We start from the raw sequence: 25,407 nt of genomic DNA, 5'->3' as shown, positions 1-25,407 counted from the left end.
TTGTTATAGATTTTACTCATTCATCTTCTTCTACTAAGGTCATTAGAGAGGTGTTACCTCCAGATGCAGTAGTATCGATACTGACCGTTTTTTCTGTTAATAACCTTTGGATTAAGTGGTCATAATACTCAGCGGTAATAACAGGCAATATTGTACCTGCTCGTTCGGCTAACATATGTACCATATAGCTGGAACGATCACTTTCACTGTCTATTACCACACCGGCTAGGGCGTCTTCGGCTAACAAAGCCTCTAGATGGTGCAACTTAGCCACCTGAAATACATGTTTAGGTGCACCAGTTGCAAGGAACTGTTCGCGGAATTCTATTGCTTCTGCGTAAAACAGCTCAGAAACAACTGAAATCACAACATTTCCGGTTGCTAAAGCCGTTACGATAGATAAGACCCAATATTCGAATGTGACGTTTTTATCAGCGAAACACACTAGAACCCCTCTAGGCTCTAGGTATAACACATTGGATTCACCCGTTGGTCCAGGTAAAACCTTAGGTTTTTTGAGACGTCTTTCGATACTGATTAACTGCGAGCGAGCCGCCGCTAAAGTGGAGTTTAAATCGTCGGCTAGTTCTTCAACCGTGTCTACTTTAGCAATGGCTGCTAATAATTGACGGACTGAAGATACACGGGTATTTAAATCTGTTAGGCGCCAATCATGCTCGATACTGCAGGCATGTTTCATGAACTGGGCTGCCTCTTGCTTAGCATCACTATTACTTTCTAACGCTTTATCAGTGTCTGCCGATATTTCACCAATGGCCCGTGGCGTTGATTTTTCAAGCATGAGGCGTGTTAAATAATTAGGACCACCGGCTTTAGGGCCAGTTCCAGATAGCCCGCGGCCGCCAAAAGGTTGAACCCCCACGATAGCGCCAATCATATTACGGTTAACGTAGACGTTTCCGGCCCGTGAGAGTTTAATGAGCTCTAGCGCTCTAATATCAATTCGAGTGTGAATACCCATGGTTAGACCAAACCCAGTAGCGTTTATTTTTTCCACGGTTTGTTCTATTTCATCTGCTTTGAAGCGCACTATGTGTACACAGGGGCCGAATACTTCACGCTTGAGAACCGAGATATCAGAAATTTGATAGAGCTTAGGCGCAAAAAATGAGCCCTTGTTAGTAGGTACTTTGCATTCGTATAACAGGGTTCCATTGTGTAGCATATCTTCGGCATGGGCTTGTAAATTGGCCAAAGCTTGTTTGTCAATAACTGGGCCAATATCGGTAGCTAGATACGCAGGATCACCTACACTTAACTCATGCAGTGCGCCGATCAACATTTCGGTTACTGTGTCGGCTATTTCTTCTTGCAAAAACAATACACGTAATGCTGAACAGCGTTGCCCAGCACTTTGGAAGCCTGAGGCGATAACATCATCAACGACTTGTTCAGGTAAGGCAGTTGAGTCAACAATCATACAGTTTTGGCCACCTGTTTCGGCGATGAGAGGCACTTGTTCACCACCTCTTTGTGCCAAGGCGTTAGCAATGATATTACCGGTAGCGGTTGAACCAGTAAACATAACCGCTTTGATCCGCTCATCTGGCAATAGGGCGTCTCCTACATCGGGGCCTGATGCGATCACTGCTTGCACTACACCCGCCGGTAAACCGACATATTCCATTAATTGTAATGCGTGTAGGGCAATTAAACTGGTTTGCTCTGCTGGTTTGGCAATCACGGTATTACCGGTTACAAGTGCGGCAGCGACTTGTCCTAAAAAAATAGCCAAAGGAAAATTCCAAGGGCTAATACAAAACACTACGCCTCGTGGCGCTAATCTATCATCTTCTGCAAGCTCTTCTGCCCTAGCAGCATAATAGCGACAAAAATCAACTGCCTCTCGGACTTCGTCAACGCCGTCTGAAGCAACCTTTCCAGCTTCTTTTATGCAAAGGGCTATCAGCTCGCCCATATTACGCTCAAGAATCTCTGCGGTACGGCGAAGCAAATCGGCTCGTTCGCTCATCGGAGTTGCCGACCAAGTTTCAAAGGCATTGTGTGCGGTAGTTAATTTATCTGCCATCTGCTGCTGAGTATCGAAGTGATGAAAACCTATAATTTCATTTGAATTGGCAGGGTTGCGAACTGCATGCGCACCTTCAGGCACTTGGCCTTCTTGCAATAAATGTTGTTCATACCAGCTATCAAGGTTGTCTTTAAGGGCAGTAATCTGATTGATATCAGTTACATCAAGCCCTTTGGAATTGTTTCTCTCACTGCCAAACAAGGCGATCGGTTTTTGAATTTGGTCGTTATATTTATGTTTCAACCTTTGGGTTTTTTCAACCGGATCTTCAAGTAAAGATTCAACCGGTCTGGTTTCGTCAACGATAGCGTTAACAAAAGAGGAGTTTGCCCCGTTTTCAAGCAAGCGGCGCACTAGGTAGGCCAATAGATCCTCATGCTCCCCTACCGGTGCATAAATACGACATTGAATTTCTTCTTGGGACACAATTTGATCGTATAGACTGTCACCCATACCATGCAGACATTGAAATTCAAAACCTACTTTGTCATCACCAGCTAATTCAACTATCACTGCAGCAGTGTAGGCGTTATGAGTAGCAAATTGTGGGTAAATAGTGTCACGAAAATCAAGTAAACGGTTCGCACAAGCATGATATGACACATCTGTAGATGACTTACGGGTAAACACCGGGAAATGCACTAAACCATCTTTTTGGGCATTTTTTATTTCTGTATCCCAATAGGCGCCTTTTACTAAGCGCACCATCATTTTACGACCCACTTTTTGTGTCAACTCACGTACCCAGTCAATCACAAACATGGCGCGTTTTTGATAAGACTGAACAGCTAATCCAAAGCCATCCCAGCCAATAAGATCTGGGTCACTGAATACTTGCTCAATAATATCCAAAGAAATGTCCAAACGTTCAGATTCTTCAGCATCCACAGTTAGGCCAATATTAGATTCTTTAGCCAGCAAACACAGCTCTTTAAGCTTAGGTGGGATCTCCGCCATGACTCTATCCCTGTGAGTAAATTCATAACGGGGATGGATAGCAGATAATTTTACGGATATACCAGGACTCTTTCGCGGGCCTTTACCTTCTGCCGCCTTACCTATGACTTTTATGGCTTGAGCATAAGCGTCAAAATATTCGTCAGCATCTTTTTGAGTTCTGGCGCCTTCACCGAGCATGTCATAGGAATACACATAACCTTTACGCTCTTTATCTTGTGCTCGCTGAACCGCATCCTCAATGGTTTCGCCCATAACAAACTGTTGGCCCATAACTTTCATGGCGATATTCATGGCTTTACGAATGACTGGCTCGCCAACTTTGCCTAAGGTTTTTTTCAAAATACCAAATTGATTGTGTTGATTGGCATAATTAACTAAACCACCGGTTAGCAGCAAACCCCACGACGAAGCGTTAACGAATAATGAGTCGCTGTTGCCTAAATGTGAGCTCCATTGACCTTTAGATAATTTATCACTGATCAATTTATCTTGTGTCTTTTTGTCCGGCACCCGCAATAATGCTTCAGCAAGACACATTAACACTACGCCTTCAGATGAAGATAAAGAATATTCGTTTAACAATGCATCAACAACACCGGTGCCTTCTTGGTCGTTGCGAATTTGTAGCACCATTTTACGTGCTCGCTCCCAAGCGCGACTGCGAGCTAGCATGTTAACTTCTGCATCTGGCAGAATATGTTCGATGGCAAGATCTTCATCAATTCGATAAAAATTTCGAATTGTTTGACGAATGGCTGATTCAGTGACTAAGTTACCGTCGAACAACATTTGCAACTCCAGGATGGTAGATAATTTATTTAAGGTTTTTAAGACGCATTGGTCGGCGCTTCTATAGCAACTTCACTAGAAAAGGACAAACTGCCCCAGAAGTTGTGGACGGCTGATAATAGAAAAGGCACAAGAATTATTAGTAAGGAATATTTAAGCGAGTGCTCTATGCCATAACTAACGAATAGATCACTAATGATGCCTGTGAGAGTTGGACCTAAACCTTGGCCCAATATTGCTGAAAAGACCAACATGAGAGCAGAAGATAGAGCACGGTACTTTGGTTCTGAAAGAGACTGTACTGCTGAAAAGTTTGCCCCAAGCCCTGCGGTTGACATTATCCCGCCAAAAAAACTAGCCACTAGAGACAATTTGTAATCTTCAAAAATAACCGCAAACAAAAAAGTTACGAAAGCGAGTAATGAAATCAATGCAGGAAATTTCAATTCCCATGCGCGGTCTTTTTTAATCAACTTGGTTGAAAAAATTGCGCCTAAAACTGTACCAACTACAAGCCCCCCGCCTAAGGATAATCCGAACCACATTCCAATTTCAGAACTGTCGAGGCCATGTTCTCTATGGTAAAATTGAGGTAACCACAGCATAAATGCGTAACTAGAGAAGATAAAAAAGGTGTAGCCAATAATCAAATGCCTGAACGAACGCTTTTCAAACAGTTTCTTTGTTGCTGCAAACACCCCCTCAGTTAAAACTTCATTACTAATCTCAACATGACTTCGCTTAGGTTCTTTTACAAAAAGTTTTACTGCGATTGCTAACAGTACACCGGGCAAGCCAACGATAATAAATGTATATCGCCATCCTATTGATTCGGCCAAAATACCAGTACTACCAAGGCCAATCGCGAATCCAAGAAAACCGGCAAAATAAAACAAGCCTATGGCAAATGCCCTTCTAGACGGCTCAAAATAATCTGACAAAATTGAGAATGAAGCTGGGAAACAGCCTGCTTCACCACCTCCCACTCCAACTCTAGCAATCAAGAGTTGCCAAAAGTTAGTTGCAAGGCCACATGCCGCTGTAGCCAAACTCCAAAACGCGAGACATAGGCTCAGAATACTAATACGATTACCTTTATCAGCTAAACGGGCTAAAGGAATACCCATCAATGCGTAAAAAAGAGCAAAGCCGATGCCACCAACCATGCCGATTTCAGTATCAGTTAGTTGCAAATCCTCTTTGATGGAAACGGCAAGCACCGAAAATATGGCTCTATCAATAAAGTTGAATGCGCCGACCAAGCCCAACATGAATAGAACAAAATATTTATAGTTATGATGTTGACTAGAGCTTGTTATCTTTTGCATTTAATGAAATCTCTTAATGATGTGAAATCACGGTTGTGGGTTGTGTTTAACTTTACGTAATTCAATTTGCACTATTACTGAGTCCTATTCCGACTTTATATTCAGTCCAAAATAACGATTATAGTTTTTTAAAATTTTTTTCTTAAAAGTCGAAGATGAAGAAAAATTCAAGGCGCTAATGCTCAGAGTCAAATCATTCAAACTATCTTTTACTGGGGTCAAGTTTTTATTGCCATCAGGTGTCACCAAAACCGTATCGGAATGACGAAACCCTCCAATGTCCTTTATATAAATACCCGGTTCAATAGTAAAAAGCATGCCCGGTTGTATTTCACGATGAAAACCTCTGGCTAAGAACGGCCCTTCGTGTCCAGTTACACCGATGCTGTGACCTACTCGATGAGCGACATTTTCACCATAGCCATATTTTTTAAAGACTTCTTTAGCTTTGTAATCAACATCATGCATATCTGCGCCAGGAACACAGAGTTCGTAACATAGCGCTCGTACCTCCATCATCACTTCATAGGGTTTGATGGCCTTTTTAGGGACTTTACCTAAGAAAAAGGTTCTTTCGACTTCTGTGCCATAACCATTAATGGTGCCATTAATAATGGAAACATGGGGGCCTCCTGCGGTCATATCCATTTCCATTATATTTGTAAAATTATGCGGGTCGTATGAAACAGAAGGAGGTTGAACAACTGCCGCTACATTAGTCGCCAAGGGGTTAGATTTTGGGTTGTCAGCTAACATCTGCAATAACATTAATTTTGTTATTTTTGAATTTACGGAAAGCAGCGAAACACCTGGGGCCGCCATAGCAAGGAGTTTTTCAAGCCCTTTGCTTGCTATATTACTAGAATAAACAATGCGTCCAATTTCATAGTCAGACTTTATATAGCGAGCCATTTCAACCATTTCTGAACTAATGGTTTTAGTGGTAATTAGGTTAGCAACAAACTGAGGGGCCGTTTCTTCTAAGCCAACATTTGCATACTGACTAATTTCTGCAGTGAACAACAAATCCCAACTTCCCTTGCCGACGTAAGGGAACTCTTCATACATCAAATACTCAATTTGACCTATAACACGCGACTCCGCGTGCATTTTTTCCAACTTTGGGATAATAAAAGACAAACGCCCGCATTTAGAAAGAATGAGTATAAAAGGTCTTTCATGAACATAATTTGCAAAGTTTGTTAGCCAGAAGATATTATCTGGATCTGCTATTACGAAAGCATCCAACTTTGAATTATCCATGAGCTTAAGGAGTTTTTCTTTCCTTGACTTGAGTTCTTCTTCACTTGGGGAGGTGTAAATGGGTAAAATATTCATATAGATACTCTATTATTAATTTGGTTTACAGGGATTTGCCTTTAAAAAGTAACTTTTCCGAACCCCATAATAAAAAACTGCCACGCCATACAAATTAATTCCAATCGCAAAAAGGCAAGAAGAAAGTGAAGAGTATTGTGACAACCCGGAGATAGATACAATGTAGAAGTGTGAGACAACACCGCCTAAAAACAGCATAATTGTCTGAAAAGTACCAAAGTAAAAATACAATGTGTAATGTTTAACAATCCCAGATATGAGCAAAATTACAAACGGAGTTATCATCACCAATGTTTGCTCTGAATTACCATTTTTTAAAGGTGGATAGCCATTTCCAATGTTATATATGCTTATTAAGTTGTAACTAACCGCTAACATTAACCAGACAAATTGCATAGCCAAGCAATGCGTAAACGTTATCTCATTCCGAAAAAACACCTGCACGTCTCCTTAAATTTGGGATTTGATTAATTTTTCCAACGCAACTACAAACACTTCCTTGTTGACTCTTTTTGGAATTTAGTACTAGTAAATATTGGCCTAGGAGCGACACTCCATCGCTACAGTTCAGTAACTTCCCTTTAGAAGTTGTATGAGAACGAAATACCGTAGGTTCTGGGTGTATTTCTGACAGCGCCGGTAAATCCAAAATCAACCAAAATCCCAACAAAATTAGTCAGGTACGCTTCATCGGTAAGATTGTTTCCATATAAGGCAACTTCCCATGTATCGTCTTCACTGATTAACGAAAATTTTGCGTTCAATAGAGAATATGAACTTTGCTCTACCCCAGCGGCGAGCAAATGGTCACCTTTATATGCATAGGTAATAAAAGCTCTCGCGTCCCCAATACCATTAATTGATTTCACGTAGTCCACCGAGAGACTGGCGGATAGTTCAGGAGCGAAAAACAGCGATGTGCCGGATAGGTCTTCACCACTCACCACATAATCCTTAAACTCGGCCTCCATCCACGCTGCGTTGAACATTAGCGCCAGGTCACTGTTTATAGCGTAGCGTCCATCTAATTCTATCCCACTACTTTTTGCTTCACCGGCATTTTCTAATCTTGTTACCCCACCAACGACTTGAAATACTTGTAGATCTTGGTAATCCTGATAGTAGAAAGAACCATTAATGTCTAAATTTCTATTTAAAAGGCTAGATTTGAACCCAAGCTCGTAGTTAATCACCGTTTCGGGCGCTACTGTTTGTCTTGCCTCTGGCGAGACAATCAGTCCGTTAGTTGAATCTGGACTAGGGAAGCTATTAAAAGCACCCGATTTGTAGCCTTTAGTGACACTTGTGTAGAGCAAGTGTGACCCTAATTTGTAATCCAGCACAACCCTAGGAGAAAAATCGCTCCAACTATCTTCGACTTGCGTAGCAGTTGGATCATAAACTCCATTTTCGTCAACGAATTGAAAAGGCGTGGGGAATGATGTACCGAAACCACCCAGCGCGGCAGCTCCATCTTCGTGCAGGCCATTATTGTAACCAAAGTTTTTATCATCTCTTGAAAACCTGGCGCCAACTGTTAGATTCAATTTATCTAAAAGACTGATGGTAGCATCACCAAAGATCGCGTAACTATCGGTTTCAGACGCAGTAATACTGCGCTCGTAGTATGGCGCGCCGCCATTTAGCGCAAAGGTTAAATCTGCCGCACCTAAGGTAAAATCAAGATCGGCGTCTTCGTGATTGTAACTTGCACCTAAAACCCAAAACAAACCGTTAGAATCGTGGGATAGACGGAATTCTTGCCCATAAGATTCACTGGTTTCAATTGACTGGGTATTTTCAGCAAGGAAAAACTCTGTGCCGTCATACTCTCTGGCAGATGTGGCGGTGTACTTGCGGAACGTTGACAATGATGTAAGGGAAAGATCATCGCCCATGTCCCAAGTGACATTAAGCCAGTGTTCCCTGAGAACACGGTCATAAACGGGGATATTGGGAGCTTGGTCATTTGCAGTATTACCGAATGGATCCAATCCTCCCGTAACCGCTTTTTTATCATCCAGAACATCGCTAAGAGGATTTAGTGGGAAAGCCGAGGTAAAGACTTCTACATAGCTAGCGATGTCATTGTAACTGCTCCATGTATTTGAAAAGTTAACTTCTACTGTGTCACTAGGCATCCATGTAAGCTTAAAGCCCCCGTTTACTCTGTCTTCTTGGTAGCCATTAATGCCATTTAGTATATTTTCCTGCCAGCCGTCACTTTTTGTTATGGAACCATAAGTTCGAGCATACAACACATCATCTATTAGCGGAATATTGACTATTGCACTGGCTTTTTTGCTACCAAAATTACCAACACCTAATTTAAATTTACCTTCAAAAATGTCAGATGGTTTATTGGTTATAATGCTAATGGCACCACCAATAGAATTTCTTCCAAACAAAGTACCTTGCGGTCCTTTTAGTATTTCGACCCTCTCAACATCAAGCAACTCGGTTAGCGCCCCACCTAATCTCGCTGCGTAAACACCATCAATATAAACCCCAATGCTTGGATCTGCACCAATACTTGTATCGTTAGTTCCAATCCCTCTAATATAGGTAATAGGGAAAGCATCTGTACCTCCAACAATACTTAATCCAGGTACTACTGATGTCAGGTCTGAAAAATCTTGAGCCCCTATGTTGTCAAGAACCTCTTCTCCAAATGCAGACATAGAGATAGGAACATCTTGTATACTTTGAGCTCGTTTTTGAGCTGTTACTGAGATAACTTCATAACTCGAAGATTCGTCATCAGTTTGTTCTTGTGCGCACACATTTGAAGTGACAAGTAATGAGGCTACGATGCTCAAAGAAAACTTTATTTGATGGTGGTTCATGAACTTTTCCAGTACCTTAGTCTTTTGTTTTTCCAAGGTACTCTAAAGACCACTCTTACTTTGTGCAGTAACACCATAAAATTGTGCACAAAACATCATTATGTTATCAACGTCTTTAGATAAAGGTTATTTATGTGTAAATATTGGAATTCAATTTACGGAAATCATTAATGGAAATTCAAAAAAATCACGTTGAAATTGATCTGTATGACATCAAAAAACTCTTTACTTTACAGAATACTAACGTGGGCATCATTAATGTGCAGAGTCTGGCAACAGATGAATCTGGCTGGGCAGACGGTACTTTCCACATATTTAAATATAAAAACTGTGCCTATCTGGGCATTAAAGATCTGCATATAAGGGAGTCGTTCACGACGAACGCAAAACTTGAAAACATGATTTCGTTTGAATTTATGTTGCGTGGTGGGTCTGATATGCAACTCGGAGGCAAAAGTATATTTAACAATGATATGCCAAGACTATATGTAACTTCACATAGTAAAAATAGTCACCAGACCCGCTATCATCTAGCCAAAGAGAAGTATATTGGGGTAGGGATTTGGGTATCTCCAAAGGCATTAGATAGACTTTTTAAATTGGCCATGGTCGATTTTCCCCCTTCAGTACAGGAAGTATTGACGGCGTCAAAAAACAAAGTCGTTACCTACCCACTTACAGGTACGGTTAGACAGATTATCGAATGCATTTTAGTTAATAGTTTCAAGACAAGTTATTCCAATCAATACCTTGAAGCAAAAACTACAGAACTAATTTGCCATACTTTGGAATGCATGAAATCTCCTGAACTTGCATATAGTAATGACAATAATCTAACTACTGCCAAAACTACCGCAATGAAAAAACTCCTAGATAAGCTAGATAATAACATTGACGCTGAAATACGCTTAGATTCTTTATGTGCAGAATTGGCCATGAGTAAAGGACAGTTAGTGAGGACATTTAAATCGAGTTATGGGATGAACTTATCTGAGTATTTGACGCAAAAGAGAATGGAGCGCTCTCGAATATTAATCATGGAGGGCAGACTGTCTATCATGCATGTTGCCTTAGAAGTAGGCTACAAAAACCAATCAAGTTTTGGGAGGGCATTCAAAAAATATTTTGGATATTCACCGACAAATGACCGAGCACTTTAACCTTTCATCTTGGACTTATCCCCGATTTCACCAATAAAATATACTTTGAATATCTACATCGCCTAGGTCAGCAACGTCGAACCTGCTTACATTAAATGAAATGTCTTGAATGGCCGGTTTGGTGGCAAACGTGATCGTCAAAACCTTTTTTTTTCGAACCACAGCTATGACCGCTTGAACTCACAGCACAAAATTGTCAGATGAGTTCAAGTGCGATACGTAGACTTAGCTGTAACATTAATTCAGCTGACACTGCAATTAACCAGTTTCTCCAGCCGAAAAAAAGGGTCAATAACTATTGACCCTTTAGTATTTTTCAGTAGAAAGAAGCCGTATTTATTAACGCCTCAATCTATCTCAATTAAAACTTATAACGCACCCCAGCTTTTGCTGTTCTACCCCATTCGGCATAACTACCTGGTAAGTTAGTTTGGCCATTATAACCATGCCAGCCTTCATCTAATAAATTATCTAACTGAGCATAAACCTCTAAACCTTCAGCAATGTAAAAAGTGGCGGAAGCAGATGACCATGTAGAGGGGTCAGCCATGCCTTTATAAGTGTCGGTGACACTGCCATCTTCTTGAAAGACATTTAGTGGCGACCAATGGCTGGTGACAAATGCTTCAGTATGATACGCCGATAGGTTTAAGCTCATCTTGTCACTGTTGTACATTAAACTAAGTGAATAAGAGGTGTCGGGTATGTTTTCTAGAACCCCCACCGAAAAGCCACTGACAATTGATTCAGTATCAATGTAGGTATAGTTAGATACTATGCCAAAACCAGAATCAAAGAAGTGTTGCAAAGCAAATTCATAACCTAAGATTTTCGCTTGGTCTAAGTTTCTTGGTCCTGCAACGGTAAATGCTACCTCTTCATACATACCTGAAGGAGCCCAACGTATTGGGTTTTCTACTAAGTAAACGGGTTTGTCTTCAGGTGTATCTTGGTAAATATCAATACCCGATTGTACAAAACCACGGATGTCTTTTTGAAATATTGCCGCACTTACCGAAGAGCCTTCTTTGTAATACCACTCTATCGATAGGTCTGCTTGTTCAGCCGTTACTGGACTTAAGCCTGGATCACCAATTTTGGTAATATACCACTGGTTGTATGTCAGAGAGTCATGGTCGACTTGTGTTGATAACTGGTCGATACCCGGTCTTGACATCACTTCAGCATAAGACAAACGTACAACTAACTCTTCAGAAAACTCGAATTGTAGATTCATCGACGGTAATAACTTGTCGTAGTCATTTTCGATTTCAATCGCAACAGTCGGTCCATAATCAACTACCGATGCCCATATTGTTTGCGGGGCCTCAGACACACTTAAAATAGGTGAGTCATAACCTGACGATGTCACATCAGTTTGCACATACCTTAAGCCAATGTTACCTGAGACATTCACGCTATCTAGTTCCAGGCTAAAATTACTTTGAGCATACAAGGACACCGTTTCTTCCTCGACCGCACCCGACAAATTAGAGTTAAATACCGGAAATAACGCATCCGAATATCCTGCGACATAAGGTTCGCCCGTAAGAGGGTTGATTACATTGGGATTTCCGTCGGCAGACTTAATGGCTTCAAACGCTTTTGCCACATCAAAAACAGTAAATTCGCGAGGAAAATCTCCACTTACGCCATCTAAGAAATTATCAAACGGAAAGGCTTGTACAACATCAGCGTCGACATCATCCCAAGTAAAGGGGGCGCCACTATATAACGACATGTTGGCTCTGTTGTCATATTGTTCACGTTCTTTGGTGCGTTTATTGTAAACCGCTCCGTATTCAACGCTATCTATGATAGCCATATCCAAAAATATTTGGTGGCCTAATGAAGCGCCAATGACTTGATCATCAATATCGATACCTTCTAACCGAGTAAAGTGTGGTCCAAATTGGCCGTTTCCAACAATATCACTCACTTGAGTGATACCACCTTCGTTATCAGCAAAATCCAAAGTGATACTTGGCAATCCGCCATCGGTTAGTTCCATTCTTGCTGTTGTCTCACCAGCAACCACAGGTACAGATACAACAAACCTATCTTTACCACCCGCCTCACGCGTAGCAGTAGACATATAGATATCGCCAGTAAGAACTGAGTTATCACTGACGTTATAAGTAAAGTTTGCTCCCAAATTGACTGTATCGACTACACGATGTTCTTCAAGCGTCACCAACTGAGGCACTAAATTTTGTACCGTCAAACCTGTGACCATTGTACCTAGCGGGTTTAATTCAGTTTTGATGCCGCCATAGGTAGCGTCAGTACCACTGGCGATAACATCTGGGAAGAAATACGATTCTGTGTAACCTTTGCTCGGTGTATCCAATCGTGTCCACAAAGCATCAATGACAATATCAAGGTCACTATTGGGTCGATATTGGAAAGCCGCAGAAATCGCTGTACGCTCTTTGTTTTCTTCACGGGCTGTGTAAGCAATAGTGCCAGGGAAAATAAGCTCATCATCCGCTGGATCATTAGTGAGTCCGTCACCATTGCGGTCCCAAGACCAGTTGGTACTGGTAGAAGGTTCCCACCAGTTATCTGATAATTCGTCAGTTCGTGTTGGTGCTCTGCTATATAAAGCAGACACTAAAATCCCCATAGTATCGTCATTAAAGGTATGACTACCAACACTGGTTAACTTGTAGCCAAACTTGTCAGCCTGTTCACCATATATTCCTTCTGCGCCAAAAGAGCCGTGTGTGCCAGCATTATCGAAGGGGCGTGCGGTTTTAAGATTGATGGCGCCACCAATACTGCCTTCTAATTGAGAGGCGGTGACTGATTTATGTACCCAAGCTTCAGAGATGACTGACGAAGGCAACACATCAAAGGCAAAATCACGGCTTGAAGAGTCAGTTGCCATAATTCGGTTATTAATAGTAACGATACTAAATTCTGGCCCCAAACCACGAATACTCACGCCTTGACCTTCACCACCAGAGGTTCTATCAATTGTGACACCTGTGATGTGTGATAACGAATCAGCTACGTTAGCGTCGGGGAAAACACCGAGCTCAGAAGCCGTAATGCCGTCAACGATAGAATCACTTTGACGTTTAATGTCCAATGCCTTAATTAGACTGCGTTTAGTAGAAGAAACCGTTATCACTTCAAATTCGTCTTCTGAATCAACTTCTGGCTCGACTTGATCTGCCGCATAAATATTTGCCGAACAACAAAGCAAACTGATCGCTAATGTTAATTTTGTTTTATTAAATTTTTCGTTCATGTTCTCACCGCTGGCTTTATTTTATTTTTATGTTGGAACTTTTGTACCAAAAACAAACAATGAAATCAAATGAAATGCACAACTTATTTAAATTAAAGTGAAATAAAATGAAATCAACAAAATTGATTCTTTGTGTTTCTTTAATGTTATTTCGCACGTAAAACATACTTCAAATTTCATTTGAAGCATTAAAATAAAACCACAGAACTAGGCTTGAGTGACTGTCTATAGGCGCTTCAACGTCCTAAAGTGGTTGAGCATTTAAGCAAAATTTAGATGAGTAAGGCGGCGGATTGGTATTTTAAAGCTGATTGTGATCAACCAATAAAAAAGGCCGCAAAAAGCAGCCTTATTAAAAACACCAACGATAAATTGAAGAATTAAACCTCGAAAGGGTGTCGTAAAACAATTGTCTCGTTTCTTTCAGGGCCAGTTGAAATAATATCAATCGGCACTTCTAATAGTTCTTCAAGGCGTTTGATATAATTTTTAGCCGCTTGGGGTAACTCTTGGTATTCAGTCACACCAAATGAGTTTTCACTCCAACCAGGCATGCTTTCATAAACTGGCGTAATCAATTCATATCCATCAGCCGCCATTGGAGGCACATCACTGATATTGCCTTGAGCATCTTTATAACCGGTACAAATACTTAAACTTTCTAAGCCATCCAATACATCTAACTTCGTTAAGCAAAAACCTGTAATAGAATTAATTTGTACTGCTCGCTTCATCGCTACGGCATCAAACCAACCAGTGCGTCGCTTACGGCCTGTAGTGGCACCAAATTCATGTCCTTTTACCCCAAGATGCTGGCCGACTTCGCAGTCTAATTCAGTTGGGAAAGGGCCAGAACCCACGCGGGTGGTATAAGCTTTAACAATACCTAACACATAGTCCAAGTTAAGAGGACCAAATCCAGCACCGGTAGCCACACCACCTACTGTGGTATTAGAGGACGTTACATAAGGGTAAGTACCATGGTCAATATCTAATAGGGTACCTTGAGCACCTTCAAACATAATGGCGTCACCGCGTAAACGCGCTTTGTCTAATACATCAGTAACATCCACAACCATAGCTTTTAAAATATCTGCTACAGCTAGTGCATCAGCCAATACTTTCTCATAACTAACAGGCTCAACTTTGTAGTAGTTGGTAAGCATAAAGTTATGGTATTCAAGAATTTCTTTTAACTTGGCGGCAAAGTCTTGAGGATTAAATAAGTCACCTACGCGTAAACCGCGGCGCGAGACTTTATCTTCATAAGCCGGTCCAATACCGCGACCAGTAGTGCCAATGGCTTTTTTGCCACGGGCTTTTTCTCGCGCCACATCGAGTTCGACATGATAAGGAAGAATAAGTGGGCAAGCTTCGCTAATTCTTAGGCGATCTTTAACGGGAACACCACGAGCTTCTAGCATCGCGGTTTCTTCAAGTAACGCTTCAGGACTTAACACTACACCATTGCCAATTACGCATGTTACGTTTTCACGTAAGATCCCTGAAGGAATAAGGTGTAAGACGGTTTTTTCACCATCTATCACAAGTGTATGACCAGCATTGTGGCCACCTTGATAACGCACTACATAAGTTGCTTGATCTGTGAGTAAATCAACAACCTTACCTTTACCCTCATCACCCCACTGGGTGCCGAGTACAACAACATTTTTAGCCATGAATAAGACGGGAGTCATAAAATTAGGCGGGGATTCTAACAAAAAACAATCTGCATCTAAATAGCAAAATTGCGCAGCTTATAATCAATTTCAAAGCATCGCTAAAAGACGGGCCTAAAATCAAAGCAAATAAATTAAACTGACCACACCAATAGTCACCAACACCCCGCCCATAGTGCGCAATTGATTAACGGGTTGCTGTGAGATTTGCGATAAAAATCTTTGCCACTTATTAGCAAATAACATAGGGCCTAAACCTTCGATAATTAACACTAATGCAAATGCGATTAAAATTGTTTGAGTCATATGCTGATAATATTTTCCTAAAAGACGGCAACAATACTAACATCTGTGACATTATCCTTCACTCTTCATAAAGAGTCGGATTATACCTCTAGATTGACACTTGGCTTTACGGCAAAAATGAGACAGCTGCGTAGCTTTTTGGGGATGGGTAAAGTATCGTGATGATAAAAAATTTCCCGCAGATATTATGTTGCTACTTTTTCATAACTATCGATTAACTTACAAACGTTTGTTTATCAATATTGTATGCTTAGTTTTATACATTTGGCTAACACTCAGCGCTAGCGCTGAACCTGTAGCAGGTAATATCCTAAGCAAGACACATTCAGAATTCAATCTTGAAGCCCTAAACATTACTTCCCATAATCGAATAAGGTTATCTGGAAAGTGGTGTTTTAATTGGCTTGAATTTATTGCCCCTCAAAACCCTTGCCCCACAAACAGTCACCCCATAACGCTACCATCAAAATGGAATAACTTACCTTCGCCACAGCTCAGTTACCCAAGGCAAGGGTATGCCAGTTATAGTACCACCATTATTTTACCTAAAAACTCAGCACCCCTAGGTTTGTATGTCCCGGTTTTTTATCGGGCGGGAGAGTTTTTTATTAATGGGCAATCTATTCTAAAGGTGGGCCATGCGGCTCAGAATAAGGCTGCTGAAATACCACGGGACAAACGTTCAATTATTGCTTTACCTGAAAATGAACTGGTCCTTGATTTAGTGATCCATGTTTCGAGTTTTCATCATTTAGATGGAGGTTTGAACATTCCTCTTGAAATTGCACCACTTTCGCAATTACAAAATGAAGAACGTATTCGATCTTTTACTTCCATTTTCTTAGTAGGGTCATCTCTGAGCTTTGCCGCGTATTTCTTTTTTATCGGGTTAGGGCCTGCCAGCCGAAAAGATTTTGTTTATTTAGCGGGGGCGGCCGCTATCTTTACTTACACCTTACGTATCATCGGAATTGAACAAATTTGGTTGTTTATAGAGCCGACAATGCCAGCCCTTTGGACCTTAAAATTTGAATATTATGGCTTAGTACTTGCGATGCCGGCTTTTCTGTATTTTTTACATTTTTTGTTCCCCGACAACGTCAATAAAAATCTTTGTCGGGGATTGCTATTGCTGGGAATAATTTCCTTTATTTTAATTAGTATCTTACCTACGGAGATCTACGTTTGGTTACGGGACCCTTGGGTAGGTATATACACCTTAAGTATGGCGTATTGTTTGTATTGTATTGTTATGGCCATAAAACAAAAAAGGACCGATTCCTTTTTAGTAGGATTTATTGCAATAGCTGTTATCCTCACAACGTCCAATGACCTTTTTGTTTGGTTTAATATTTTTTCAGGTAGCGACTTAGTCAATCTGACCTACTTGGCATTATTGCTGGGTAACGCAACAATACTAACCACTCGAATGATTAAAAGCGCAAATCGAGAAGTGCTGCTATCCAACAAAATTCGGCAATTGAATATGGGACTGCAACAGACGGTAGAACAGCGTACAGAACAACTGGCGCAAAAAGTAAAAGAACTTGATAAACATAGACATATCGCCGAACAAGCCAACTCAGCTAAGTCAAAGTTTTTAGCCACTGCCAGTCATGATTTAAGGCAGCCACTGCACGCTCTGGGGCTGTTTATTGGTTCATTACGCTTTTCTCACTCAGACATTGAAAAAGTTGAGCTTCAGGATAAATTAGAAACCACTCACAGATCATTGACCGAGTTATTTGATGGCCTTTTAGATATTTCTAAAATTGATGCCGCTACAATCGAAACCGAGATCCAAGCTGTAGCTGTCAAACCGATGCTACAAAAAATATTGTTAGAGTTCGAAGTCAGTGCCGCACAAAAACACCTTCAATTAAGACTTTATGCTAGAAATCTTTATGTTTTGTCTGACCCATTATGGTTAGAAAGAATAATACGAAATCTGCTAAGTAATGCACTTCGATATACACAACAAGGGGGAGTTCTAATAGCTCTTCGGCAACGTAAAGATAAAGTTATTATCCAAGTATGGGACACCGGCATTGGGATCCCTAATACTCAGTTTAGACATATTTTTGAAGAGTTCACGCAACTTAAAAACCAGCACCCATCTGGGACCTTAGGGTTAGGTTTGGGCTTATCTATAGTCAAGAAATTAAGTGTTTTGTTAGGGCATCAAATAACGGTAAAATCAAAACTTGGACAAGGTTCTGTATTTACCCTTGAGGCTCCATTTGCTCAATCTATTCCCGTGCCTTTAGCAACATCACAACTCTTTTTAGACACGAATCCACTAGAAGGTAAATTGATATTTGTGGCCGACGACGATATTCACATTCTAAATGCCATGCGTCTCATGCTAGAAAAATGGGGATGTTTTGTTTTGTGTGCTAAATCATTATCAGAAGTGAAGTCTATTTTAGCGCACCCAGAAAAAATACCCGACCTGTTAATTACCGATTATCGCTTTGCTGACGCCCACAACGGACTAGATATTATTGATTATATAAGTCAAAAGGTTGCGAAAGGTATACCGTCATTAGTGGTCACCGGGGACACATCCCAAGAAAAGGTGAAAAAGTTCAAACATGCTGGAATAAAAGTATTACATAAACCGGTACAGCAAGCCAAAATCCGTCTAATGCTTAATCATATGCTGAAAGAGCAAACGTAATCTATTAATGACTTATTAATCCTCTATTTCTTGCCACTTCTACACATTCAGTTCGATTTGATACGCCCAAAATTTGAAATAATGCTGCGGTATGAGATTTGACCGTATGTTCTGTGCGATGAAGTTGCTTGGCAATGGTTTGATTTGAATAACCTTTCGCCATAAGTATTAACACTGCATATTGTTTAGCACTAATACCCGCATGTTGTGCGTGTGGAGGCAAGGGTATAGGTTTTACTGGTTCGGGCATGCCGCTTAACATTTGCGTAATTCTGTCTGGCAAAAATTGATTCCCTGCAAGTACCGATTGAAAAGCCGATAACATATCAGATGCATTAAGTGATTTTGGCACAAACCCCATCACGTTAGCCTGCAGCGCGCGCCGGATCAAACTCAGTTGCTCTTCAGCTGAGACTACAACAACAGGAATACAAAATTCAGCAGCAGAAAAGCGCTGTAAAAAAGAAAAACCATCCATTCCAGGTAAACTCAAGTCTAATAATATTAAATCAAAGTCACTTTTAGATTCGAGCAGAGTCAGCGCCTCTTCTATAGAATGGGCTTTAAACACCTCAACCTTATCCGCAAGTTGTTTTAATACCTGACTCACTCCGTCCATAAATAACGGGTGATCATCGATTATCAGTAAATTCAATATTAACTTCCTACATGGATGTACATCACTTTATGATAACAGTCGTTTTAAATTCAAGATTCATACTTTTGAGTGAATCTTTTTCATTCGAAATATCTACAATCAACTCTTAACTTGCTGAATTCTTGATGAGTAAAAGCTCGGAGAATTTGTGCATTAACAACATTATCCGGAGATGATTGACGTGATAACGCATAAAAAGTGGATGGAAGATACTTACTTAACCCTATCGCGTCGCAGTAATGAACTTAAAAAAGTAGATGACGCAATACAAAAATACAACACGTGTCCTGGTGACGATGACACCTTCTTTGCGTTATTACATGCTTTTGACGATTGGAAGGCAACAAAAACAGACTGGTCGAAAAGTAAACGTAATCACAAAGGTGCTGTAGTTCAATTGAATAGAGACTTGCAACTTCAGCCTATTTTTCAAATCCATCTAAGTCAAATGGCAGTCGATGAGAAAGGTGCATTAAAGAAACTACTTGCCAATAAGAAACTTATACATAAAACCTCTTATTTGAAGAAAGTCGAAAACGCCGCTAAATCAGCTTATAAAATCATCAAATTCGATAATGAAATCGGACTAATTGGTCAAGGGATTGCTAACCCTCATCAATCCGCTTCTCATATGCAAGGACCTTTGGCTAAACAGTTAATTCGTGCCGCTTTTGGAAATGAAGGCTCTGACGCCGAGATGATGCAAACGGTTACTGGCTCCCTTGGCAGTAATTTTATGAGTGGGTTTGTTCAAGATGTCATGCCGATTGTGGGAACACTTTATTCAGGCTATAAACTAGTCGACTACTGGAAAACTGCGGGTGAACGTGAGTGGAATAAATACCAGTTAGAATGTGGTCGAGGCAGTATTCGTGAAGGCAATGCATCTGCAGCATTGAACGCTGTGAAGGAGAAAATACGACGAGAGCAAAGCGAAAATGCCCGCAAAGCCGTCATGCAAACGGCAACATTTGCCTGTCAGATCGTCGCACCACCTGGCGTTGGCAATATAGCTGGTGCAGTTAACGGTATTGGCCAATTAGGCCAAACTATTTTTCTACTTGGTAGAGATTACCGCGAAAAAAATGCGGCTAATAAAGAATTAAGGGATAATATTGAGTTAGACGCTAAAATATTTAACGTTAATCCGATTATCGGTTGTTATTATTTGGTCAGTTGTACTCGCTCAAACATTCTTAACATACTCTTTACTGATAGTGTATTTGATGGGTGGCAAAGTGAAGTCGAACGAATGAATGAACAAGTTGCGCCTATTATTGCTAGTGCGCGCAACTGCATTAAAAATTCGCGCTACGTTATAGAGGGAATGCCGATGTTTGCAACCGAAGTCATACTTGTTGGAGAAAGTGAAGAAAAAAAACAACAATATTTACAGGCGCATATTAAAGGACGCGAAGCCTCTAAACGCCAGCAAAAATATTATAGTAAAGGCAGTTTATACCGACTGTTACACGACAAACCAAAAAGTTACATGGAAGAGGGGATAAGAAGCGAGCCGATTAAATAACCTCAAACAAAATAACTTACTTATTAAAGGTAGTCATTGCGTTGTAAAATCCATCCATAAATATGGCCAGCGGAAAACCGGCAGCATGAGATGGAACCCTTTAATCTAATTGATGATTACGTCAGATTTAAATGACTCCGCCATTTTGGCGTTCATCGGTTAAAATTCAACTCCCTGAGGGTTAAACTTATACCCCACCCCCCAAACTGTCTGCACAATTTGCGGTGAGGTGGCGTCTTGTTCGATCTTAGCGCGCAACCTATTAATATGAGAGTTTACAGTATGCTCATAACCACTATGATGATAGCCCCACACTGACTCTAGCAATTGGCTACGACTAAAAACTTGGTTGGGATGACTCGCTAAATGATGCAGTAATTCAAATTCTGTGGCGGTCAGTTCAAGTTCACTTTCTTGAAAAACAACTTGATGATTTCTTTGGTTTATATGTAATTCACCAATCACCAAAGCGTTATTGTCATCTGCTATATCGGGAGCATTGGCGGCTTCTAAGACATGCACTTTGCGTAATTGCGAGCGTACTCTGGCTTGTAATTCGCGGACGCTAAAAGGCTTAGTTACGTAGTCGTCTGCACCTAACTCTAGCCCTAAAACTCTGTCGGTTTCAGAATTTTTTGCTGTCAGCATAATGATTGCTTGAGAAGGTTTTTGCTCGCGCACTTGACGGCAAATATCTAGACCACTGACTTCAGGTAGCATCACATCTAAGATGAGTAGTGAATAATCATTCTCAAGGGCCATTTTTAATGCTTTGTTACCTTGATCTTGCACTATGGTTTCCACACCCAACTCAAGTAGATTAACACGAATAAGTTCGGCTATATCTTGATCATCTTCGACCAATAAAACACTATCAGGCATGTTATTTTCCTAGTGAGATTAAAAATAAAAACGCTCAATAAACAGTGTATTGAGCGTTTTAGTGAGCAAACTATGTCATTAAAAATTACTCTATACGTGTGACCATTATACGTACAGCTGGGTTGTCGAACTTATGTTGCACTGTTAACACTGAACTACTTAAACCATCATCACCAGTGACAACCCCAGGGTGCATTGCAACATAACCTGTATCTGTTCTGGTAGCATTGAACCCTTCACCACCATCAGCAGGACCAGGCATTGTGCCAGCGGCTTCAGAATTCACTTCTGTACCCGCATCATACACTCCAGCGGTAGTCGTCCAGCTGTCTCCCACCGCAAATGTACTTAAGTCTAATGCATCAAGACCGCTAAAAGCGTCATTTGTATTCACTAACATAGTAGTCACCGACAATTTTGCATCAGTCACATCTTGAATAGTGACACTAATGGTTTCACTACCACCGGGACCAATGGCTCCAGCCCCTGAAGCCGAAGCCATTCCGAGAGCCAATAAACCGCCATTCATCCCTCCCTCTGCCATTTGCTCTAATGCAACTGAAGGCACTTCACCTACCGAGAACAAATGTCCGTCAGCATGTAAAACAATAGCAGCCGGAGACAAAGGTTGTGAATTGGTCAGGTTAGTCACTGTCACTTCATAACTCACATCAACCGGAACAGGGTCTGGTGCAGGCACTTCAACTATCACTTCGACTTCTTTGATAACTTCAACTTCGTCGTCACTACAAGCACTTAATAGAACAGGTAACCCCACTAAAAAAGCAATGCGTTGCTTATTAAATTTTAAACGTGAAATCATGACAGTCTCCTTAGTTAACGGTCACTGTGACTTTGGCGACAGGGTTTAACCAGCGATGTATAGAGTTAGTTACGTCACTTGTGCCACCAGCTAAATCATCATCACCAATATTACCCGGATGAATATGTATATTTGTATTAGTGCTATCCGCTGTTACGCCACTGCCGCCAGTACCTAGTGTTAGGAAAGGTGGAGCAGGCATACCTGGTGTGCCTGGTGCACCGCCACCCACTAATTCATCATTGGCTTCGGTACCCGCATCGTAAGCATTGAGATAAACGGTGTAAGTACCTGCTTCTGTGGGAATACTCCAATTATCGAGTCCAATAAAGCCGTCATTTGAAGGTAAAATCATGGCAACAACAGACAGGACAGTATTGCCATCAGCGGTCATGAAAGAGCCTGATACTGATTCTGTTGGACCTAAAGGCCCCGCAGTAGGTTCAGCTAATACATCAGCACTGATTGATGTCGCAATGGTTGTGAGTCCGGCTAAACTGCCGCCCTCTGCCATTTCTTGTATCTCAGGGCTAGCCTCTTCACCGACTTCAAAAAGGCTAGCATCTGGCGTATGAGCTACGGCAGCGATAGGTGTGAAGTACAGACCTTGAGTAAGATTTTGAATTGAAATGGTGACGTCTGCTGCTAAAGTTTGACTAGAAGCAAAAACCAATGCGCTAGCAGCGCAAATTTTTGTAAGCTTGTTCATATTATTTCTCGCGATTAATTAAGTTTGTTGACGTTGCGAGATAGAGTTTGCAAGGAAAATATCGCGAAAGTATCACAAAAAGAATACGAATTTATAAAGGTCGATATTTATGCCTCAATTACCTTTTACCAATCCGTATTGATAGCTTATTTAACAGCCATAAAAAAGGGCATAACAGCTGTTATGCCCAAGACCTTACACACATGAAAATAGTCTTATTAGTAGCGCCTTAAATGAATAGTGGCTAGATACTGGTTTGTAAACATGAAGAGGCTAATTTTTGCAAAGCCTGACTTTGCATCCTATTACCTGACAAACTACAGGCATACAGAGCGGCGCCAATAACAGGAGTATAAACGGGTGCAGCAACCACATAGTTAGATGAATAATGCTGCAAAGCATCAATAAAGGGGTCGAGAATAAGTGCTTTTGAACGAAAAACCCCTCCTGAATAGGACACATTAACAGGCTCATCTTGGTTGAATTTTAAACTTTCCTTAGTACTATTAACGATTCTCGCCAACTCATAACCTGCTTCCTGCATAATCTCTTTAGCAAGCATGTCTCCTTGCTCGGCTGCTTTAGATACAAGCTTCGATAACGCCGCAATTTTGTTGCGCTCTCCTCGCCATTCAGTTAGGACTACTGCGCTAATATCCAAATCGACATCAATATTAAAATCTTGTTTTACAATCTTGTACAAAGGCCCTTTGGGTAAACGACCATCGGCCATTTGAGAAAACCTATTTAAACACTTTATTCCTATCCAATAGGCAGAACCTTCATCGCTAAACAACTCCCCCCAACCACCACATCGAGCACCTAGTTTTTGCCTTTCTCCGTATGCAATTGAGCCGGTACCCGCGACAATATTGATTCCGTCTCCACCGCCTGAAGCAGCAGCCCAGCCATTGACCATATCATTGTCACAACGATAAATATCTTTCGGTAAAATGCCAGCAGGGATCTGCTCTACAATTTTATCGACTTTGCTATCCTCACCAAAAGCGGGCAACCCCAAAAAAGCAAAAGTGAGATCTTCAACCTCTCTATTTGCTTGTTTCAGAGTACTAAGAATTCCTTCATGAAGCACTTTGTGCGCCCCATCAACACCTACCTGAATATGATAACAAGTCGACTCTTGATGTTCTGCGAGTATATTTCCATGTTGGTCGATGAGTACAAAAGCTGTTTTTGTACCACCACCATCAACCCCTAAGTACATGCCACTTACCTTTCAAAAGTTTGTCTTGCTTACAAAGCGTGAATTTTCACACCCTGAACCACACGGTTAATCGTACCTGAAGAACTAGGATTATCAGGTGTGTTACCTATAGCTAATGAGTGTTGTAACGCATACATTTGCGCACATACAATGAAAGGAAATAACAAAAAGGTGTCGCTCACATTAGCGACGCCATCCAACATGATACATTCCCCTTGTTTAAAAACAGGATCATCATTAGCAGTAATAGACAAAATTTGTCCTACCTCTTGGTCATTTTGTAACTCTGCCAACAACTCTAAGTCATACTGACGGGTATAAGGATCGTTTGATATAAAGATGACGACTAACGTGTCACTGTTTACTACCGCTTTAGGACCATGACGGAAACCAAGGGGAGAATCATAACTTGATAAGGCTTGACCATCTGTTAGTTCTAGCAATTTCAATGCACTTTCTTGGGCAAGTCCCTTAGATACGCCGCTCCCCAAATATACCACCCGAGTAAACTTCTTCATCGCCACACTTTTCAACATCAAATTGTAGCTTTTCAATAATGCTGACGTGGCATTAATAGACATAGCCAAATCTTGGCTAAAGCTATCTGATGGACAGAATACATTTAGAGCGGTTAACAACATGCAACTAAAGCTTGACGTCATGGCGAAGCTTTTGTCGTTTGTTTCTTCAGGCATCAACAACGCCAACTTGTTATTGCCTTCACAACACTTGTACAGTGCACCTTGGTCATTACATGTGATTGCAAGCTGCGAGCAGTCGTTGAGCAATTTTTCAGCACATTCAAATGCTGCGACACTTTCAGGGCTGTTGCCTGAACGCGCAAAAGACACTAATAATGTAGGCACATCTGCTTGAAAATACTCATGAGGATTAGAGACTAAATCAGTAGTCGGAATGGCTTCCACTCTCGCCCCTAAATGTTTCATGATTGCAGGAGCAATACTTGTGCCTACAAAAGCGGATGTTCCAGCACCCGTTAAAATTATGCGGATACCTTCTTTGGCTAATATAGGTTGTAGAAAAGCGTCAATTTGAGCCTTGTTTTCTAGCAACATCTGAAACGTTTTTGCCCAGGTTTCTGGTTGCTGCTGTATTTCCTTTGCAGTCCAATAAGCATCCGTTTCCCGTAGTGTTGATTCTGAATAATCTAAGTAGGTCATTATTTT

16 protein-coding genes are annotated in these 25,407 nt (G+C 41.0%); 3 read left to right on the top strand and 13 right to left on the bottom strand.

Translation table 11 applies throughout. From position 1 onward, the window contains the following. Window positions 1-16: 16 nt before the first annotated feature. From putA to ABJK37_RS21035, 4 genes are all read right to left on the bottom strand, one after another. A complete protein-coding gene (putA, locus tag ABJK37_RS21050) occupies window positions 17-3,802 on the bottom strand; it encodes a bifunctional proline dehydrogenase/L-glutamate gamma-semialdehyde dehydrogenase PutA (protein WP_348357943.1) in 3,786 nt (1,261 codons plus the stop codon). Window positions 3,803-3,840: 38 nt separating this feature from the next. Further along, the gene (locus ABJK37_RS21045) at window positions 3,841-5,130 is read right to left on the bottom strand and encodes an MFS transporter (RefSeq protein WP_348357941.1); all 1,290 of its coding nucleotides are present in this window, start codon (window positions 5,128-5,130) and stop codon (window positions 3,841-3,843) included. An 84-nt stretch (window positions 5,131-5,214) separates the two neighbouring features. Beyond that, window positions 5,215-6,468, bottom strand: a complete 1,254-nt coding sequence (locus tag ABJK37_RS21040) for a Xaa-Pro peptidase family protein (RefSeq protein WP_348357939.1) — start codon at window positions 6,466-6,468, stop codon at window positions 5,215-5,217. 581 nt (window positions 6,469-7,049) lie between these two features. After that, a complete protein-coding gene (locus ABJK37_RS21035; protein ID WP_348357937.1) occupies window positions 7,050-9,314 on the bottom strand; it encodes a TonB-dependent receptor in 2,265 nt (754 codons plus the stop codon). Between the two features lie 170 nt (window positions 9,315-9,484). Here ABJK37_RS21035 and ABJK37_RS21030 point away from each other — a divergent pair, with 170 nt between their 5' ends. Then, window positions 9,485-10,474 (top strand): AraC family transcriptional regulator, encoded by a 990-nt coding sequence (locus ABJK37_RS21030; protein ID WP_348357935.1) that lies wholly within the window; start codon window positions 9,485-9,487, stop codon window positions 10,472-10,474. Between the two features lie 361 nt (window positions 10,475-10,835). On the opposite strand, the gene ABJK37_RS21025 is transcribed toward ABJK37_RS21030, so the two are convergent. The 3 genes from ABJK37_RS21025 to ABJK37_RS21015 form a co-directional block, all read right to left on the bottom strand. Next, window positions 10,836-13,730 carry a TonB-dependent receptor gene (locus ABJK37_RS21025; RefSeq protein ID WP_348357933.1) on the bottom strand — a complete coding sequence of 965 codons (2,895 nt, stop codon included), beginning with the start codon at window positions 13,728-13,730 and terminating at the stop codon, window positions 10,836-10,838. A gap of 380 nt (window positions 13,731-14,110) precedes the next feature. Continuing rightward, window positions 14,111-15,409: an adenylosuccinate synthase gene (locus tag ABJK37_RS21020; protein WP_348357931.1), complete on the bottom strand. Its 1,299-nt coding sequence runs from the start codon at window positions 15,407-15,409 to the stop codon at window positions 14,111-14,113. Window positions 15,410-15,529: 120 nt separating this feature from the next. After that, the gene (locus tag ABJK37_RS21015) at window positions 15,530-15,715 is read right to left on the bottom strand and encodes a DUF2065 domain-containing protein (protein ID WP_348357929.1); all 186 of its coding nucleotides are present in this window, start codon (window positions 15,713-15,715) and stop codon (window positions 15,530-15,532) included. A gap of 187 nt (window positions 15,716-15,902) precedes the next feature. On the opposite strand from ABJK37_RS21015, the gene ABJK37_RS21010 reads away from it, so the two are divergent. After that, complete coding sequence (locus tag ABJK37_RS21010) at window positions 15,903-18,395, top strand: ATP-binding protein (RefSeq protein WP_348357927.1); 2,493 nt, start codon at window positions 15,903-15,905, stop codon at window positions 18,393-18,395. Window positions 18,396-18,399: 4 nt separating this feature from the next. Here the strand turns inward: ABJK37_RS21010 and ABJK37_RS21005 are convergent, their stop codons facing one another. After that, window positions 18,400-19,050: a response regulator transcription factor gene (locus ABJK37_RS21005; RefSeq protein ID WP_348357925.1), complete on the bottom strand. Its 651-nt coding sequence runs from the start codon at window positions 19,048-19,050 to the stop codon at window positions 18,400-18,402. Window positions 19,051-19,234: 184 nt separating this feature from the next. Between ABJK37_RS21005 and ABJK37_RS21000 the strand changes: the two genes are divergently transcribed. Next, complete coding sequence (locus ABJK37_RS21000; protein ID WP_348357923.1) at window positions 19,235-20,581, top strand: hypothetical protein; 1,347 nt, start codon at window positions 19,235-19,237, stop codon at window positions 20,579-20,581. Between the two features lie 159 nt (window positions 20,582-20,740). Here ABJK37_RS21000 and ABJK37_RS20995 read toward each other — a convergent pair whose 3' ends face one another. The 5 genes from ABJK37_RS20995 to ABJK37_RS20975 form a co-directional block, all read right to left on the bottom strand. Continuing rightward, window positions 20,741-21,463, bottom strand: coding sequence for a response regulator transcription factor (locus tag ABJK37_RS20995; protein WP_348357921.1), 723 nt, complete (start codon window positions 21,461-21,463; stop codon window positions 20,741-20,743). An 85-nt stretch (window positions 21,464-21,548) separates the two neighbouring features. Further along, window positions 21,549-22,286 (bottom strand): spondin domain-containing protein, encoded by a 738-nt coding sequence (locus tag ABJK37_RS20990; protein WP_348357919.1) that lies wholly within the window; start codon window positions 22,284-22,286, stop codon window positions 21,549-21,551. 10 nt (window positions 22,287-22,296) lie between these two features. After that, window positions 22,297-22,995: a spondin domain-containing protein gene (locus tag ABJK37_RS20985; protein WP_348357918.1), complete on the bottom strand. Its 699-nt coding sequence runs from the start codon at window positions 22,993-22,995 to the stop codon at window positions 22,297-22,299. A 244-nt stretch (window positions 22,996-23,239) separates the two neighbouring features. After that, on the bottom strand, window positions 23,240-24,220 hold the full coding sequence (locus ABJK37_RS20980; protein WP_348357916.1) for a BadF/BadG/BcrA/BcrD ATPase family protein: 981 nt from the start codon (window positions 24,218-24,220) through the stop codon (window positions 23,240-23,242). Window positions 24,221-24,249: 29 nt separating this feature from the next. After that, window positions 24,250-25,401 carry an SIS domain-containing protein gene (locus ABJK37_RS20975; protein ID WP_348357914.1) on the bottom strand — a complete coding sequence of 384 codons (1,152 nt, stop codon included), beginning with the start codon at window positions 25,399-25,401 and terminating at the stop codon, window positions 24,250-24,252. Window positions 25,402-25,407: the final 6 nt, after the last annotated feature.

The sequence above is a fragment of the Paraglaciecola sp. genome, from assembly GCF_039964565.1.
GTDB lineage: Bacteria > Pseudomonadota > Gammaproteobacteria > Enterobacterales > Alteromonadaceae > Paraglaciecola.
This window is presented reverse-complemented; position numbering and strand designations above follow the sequence as displayed.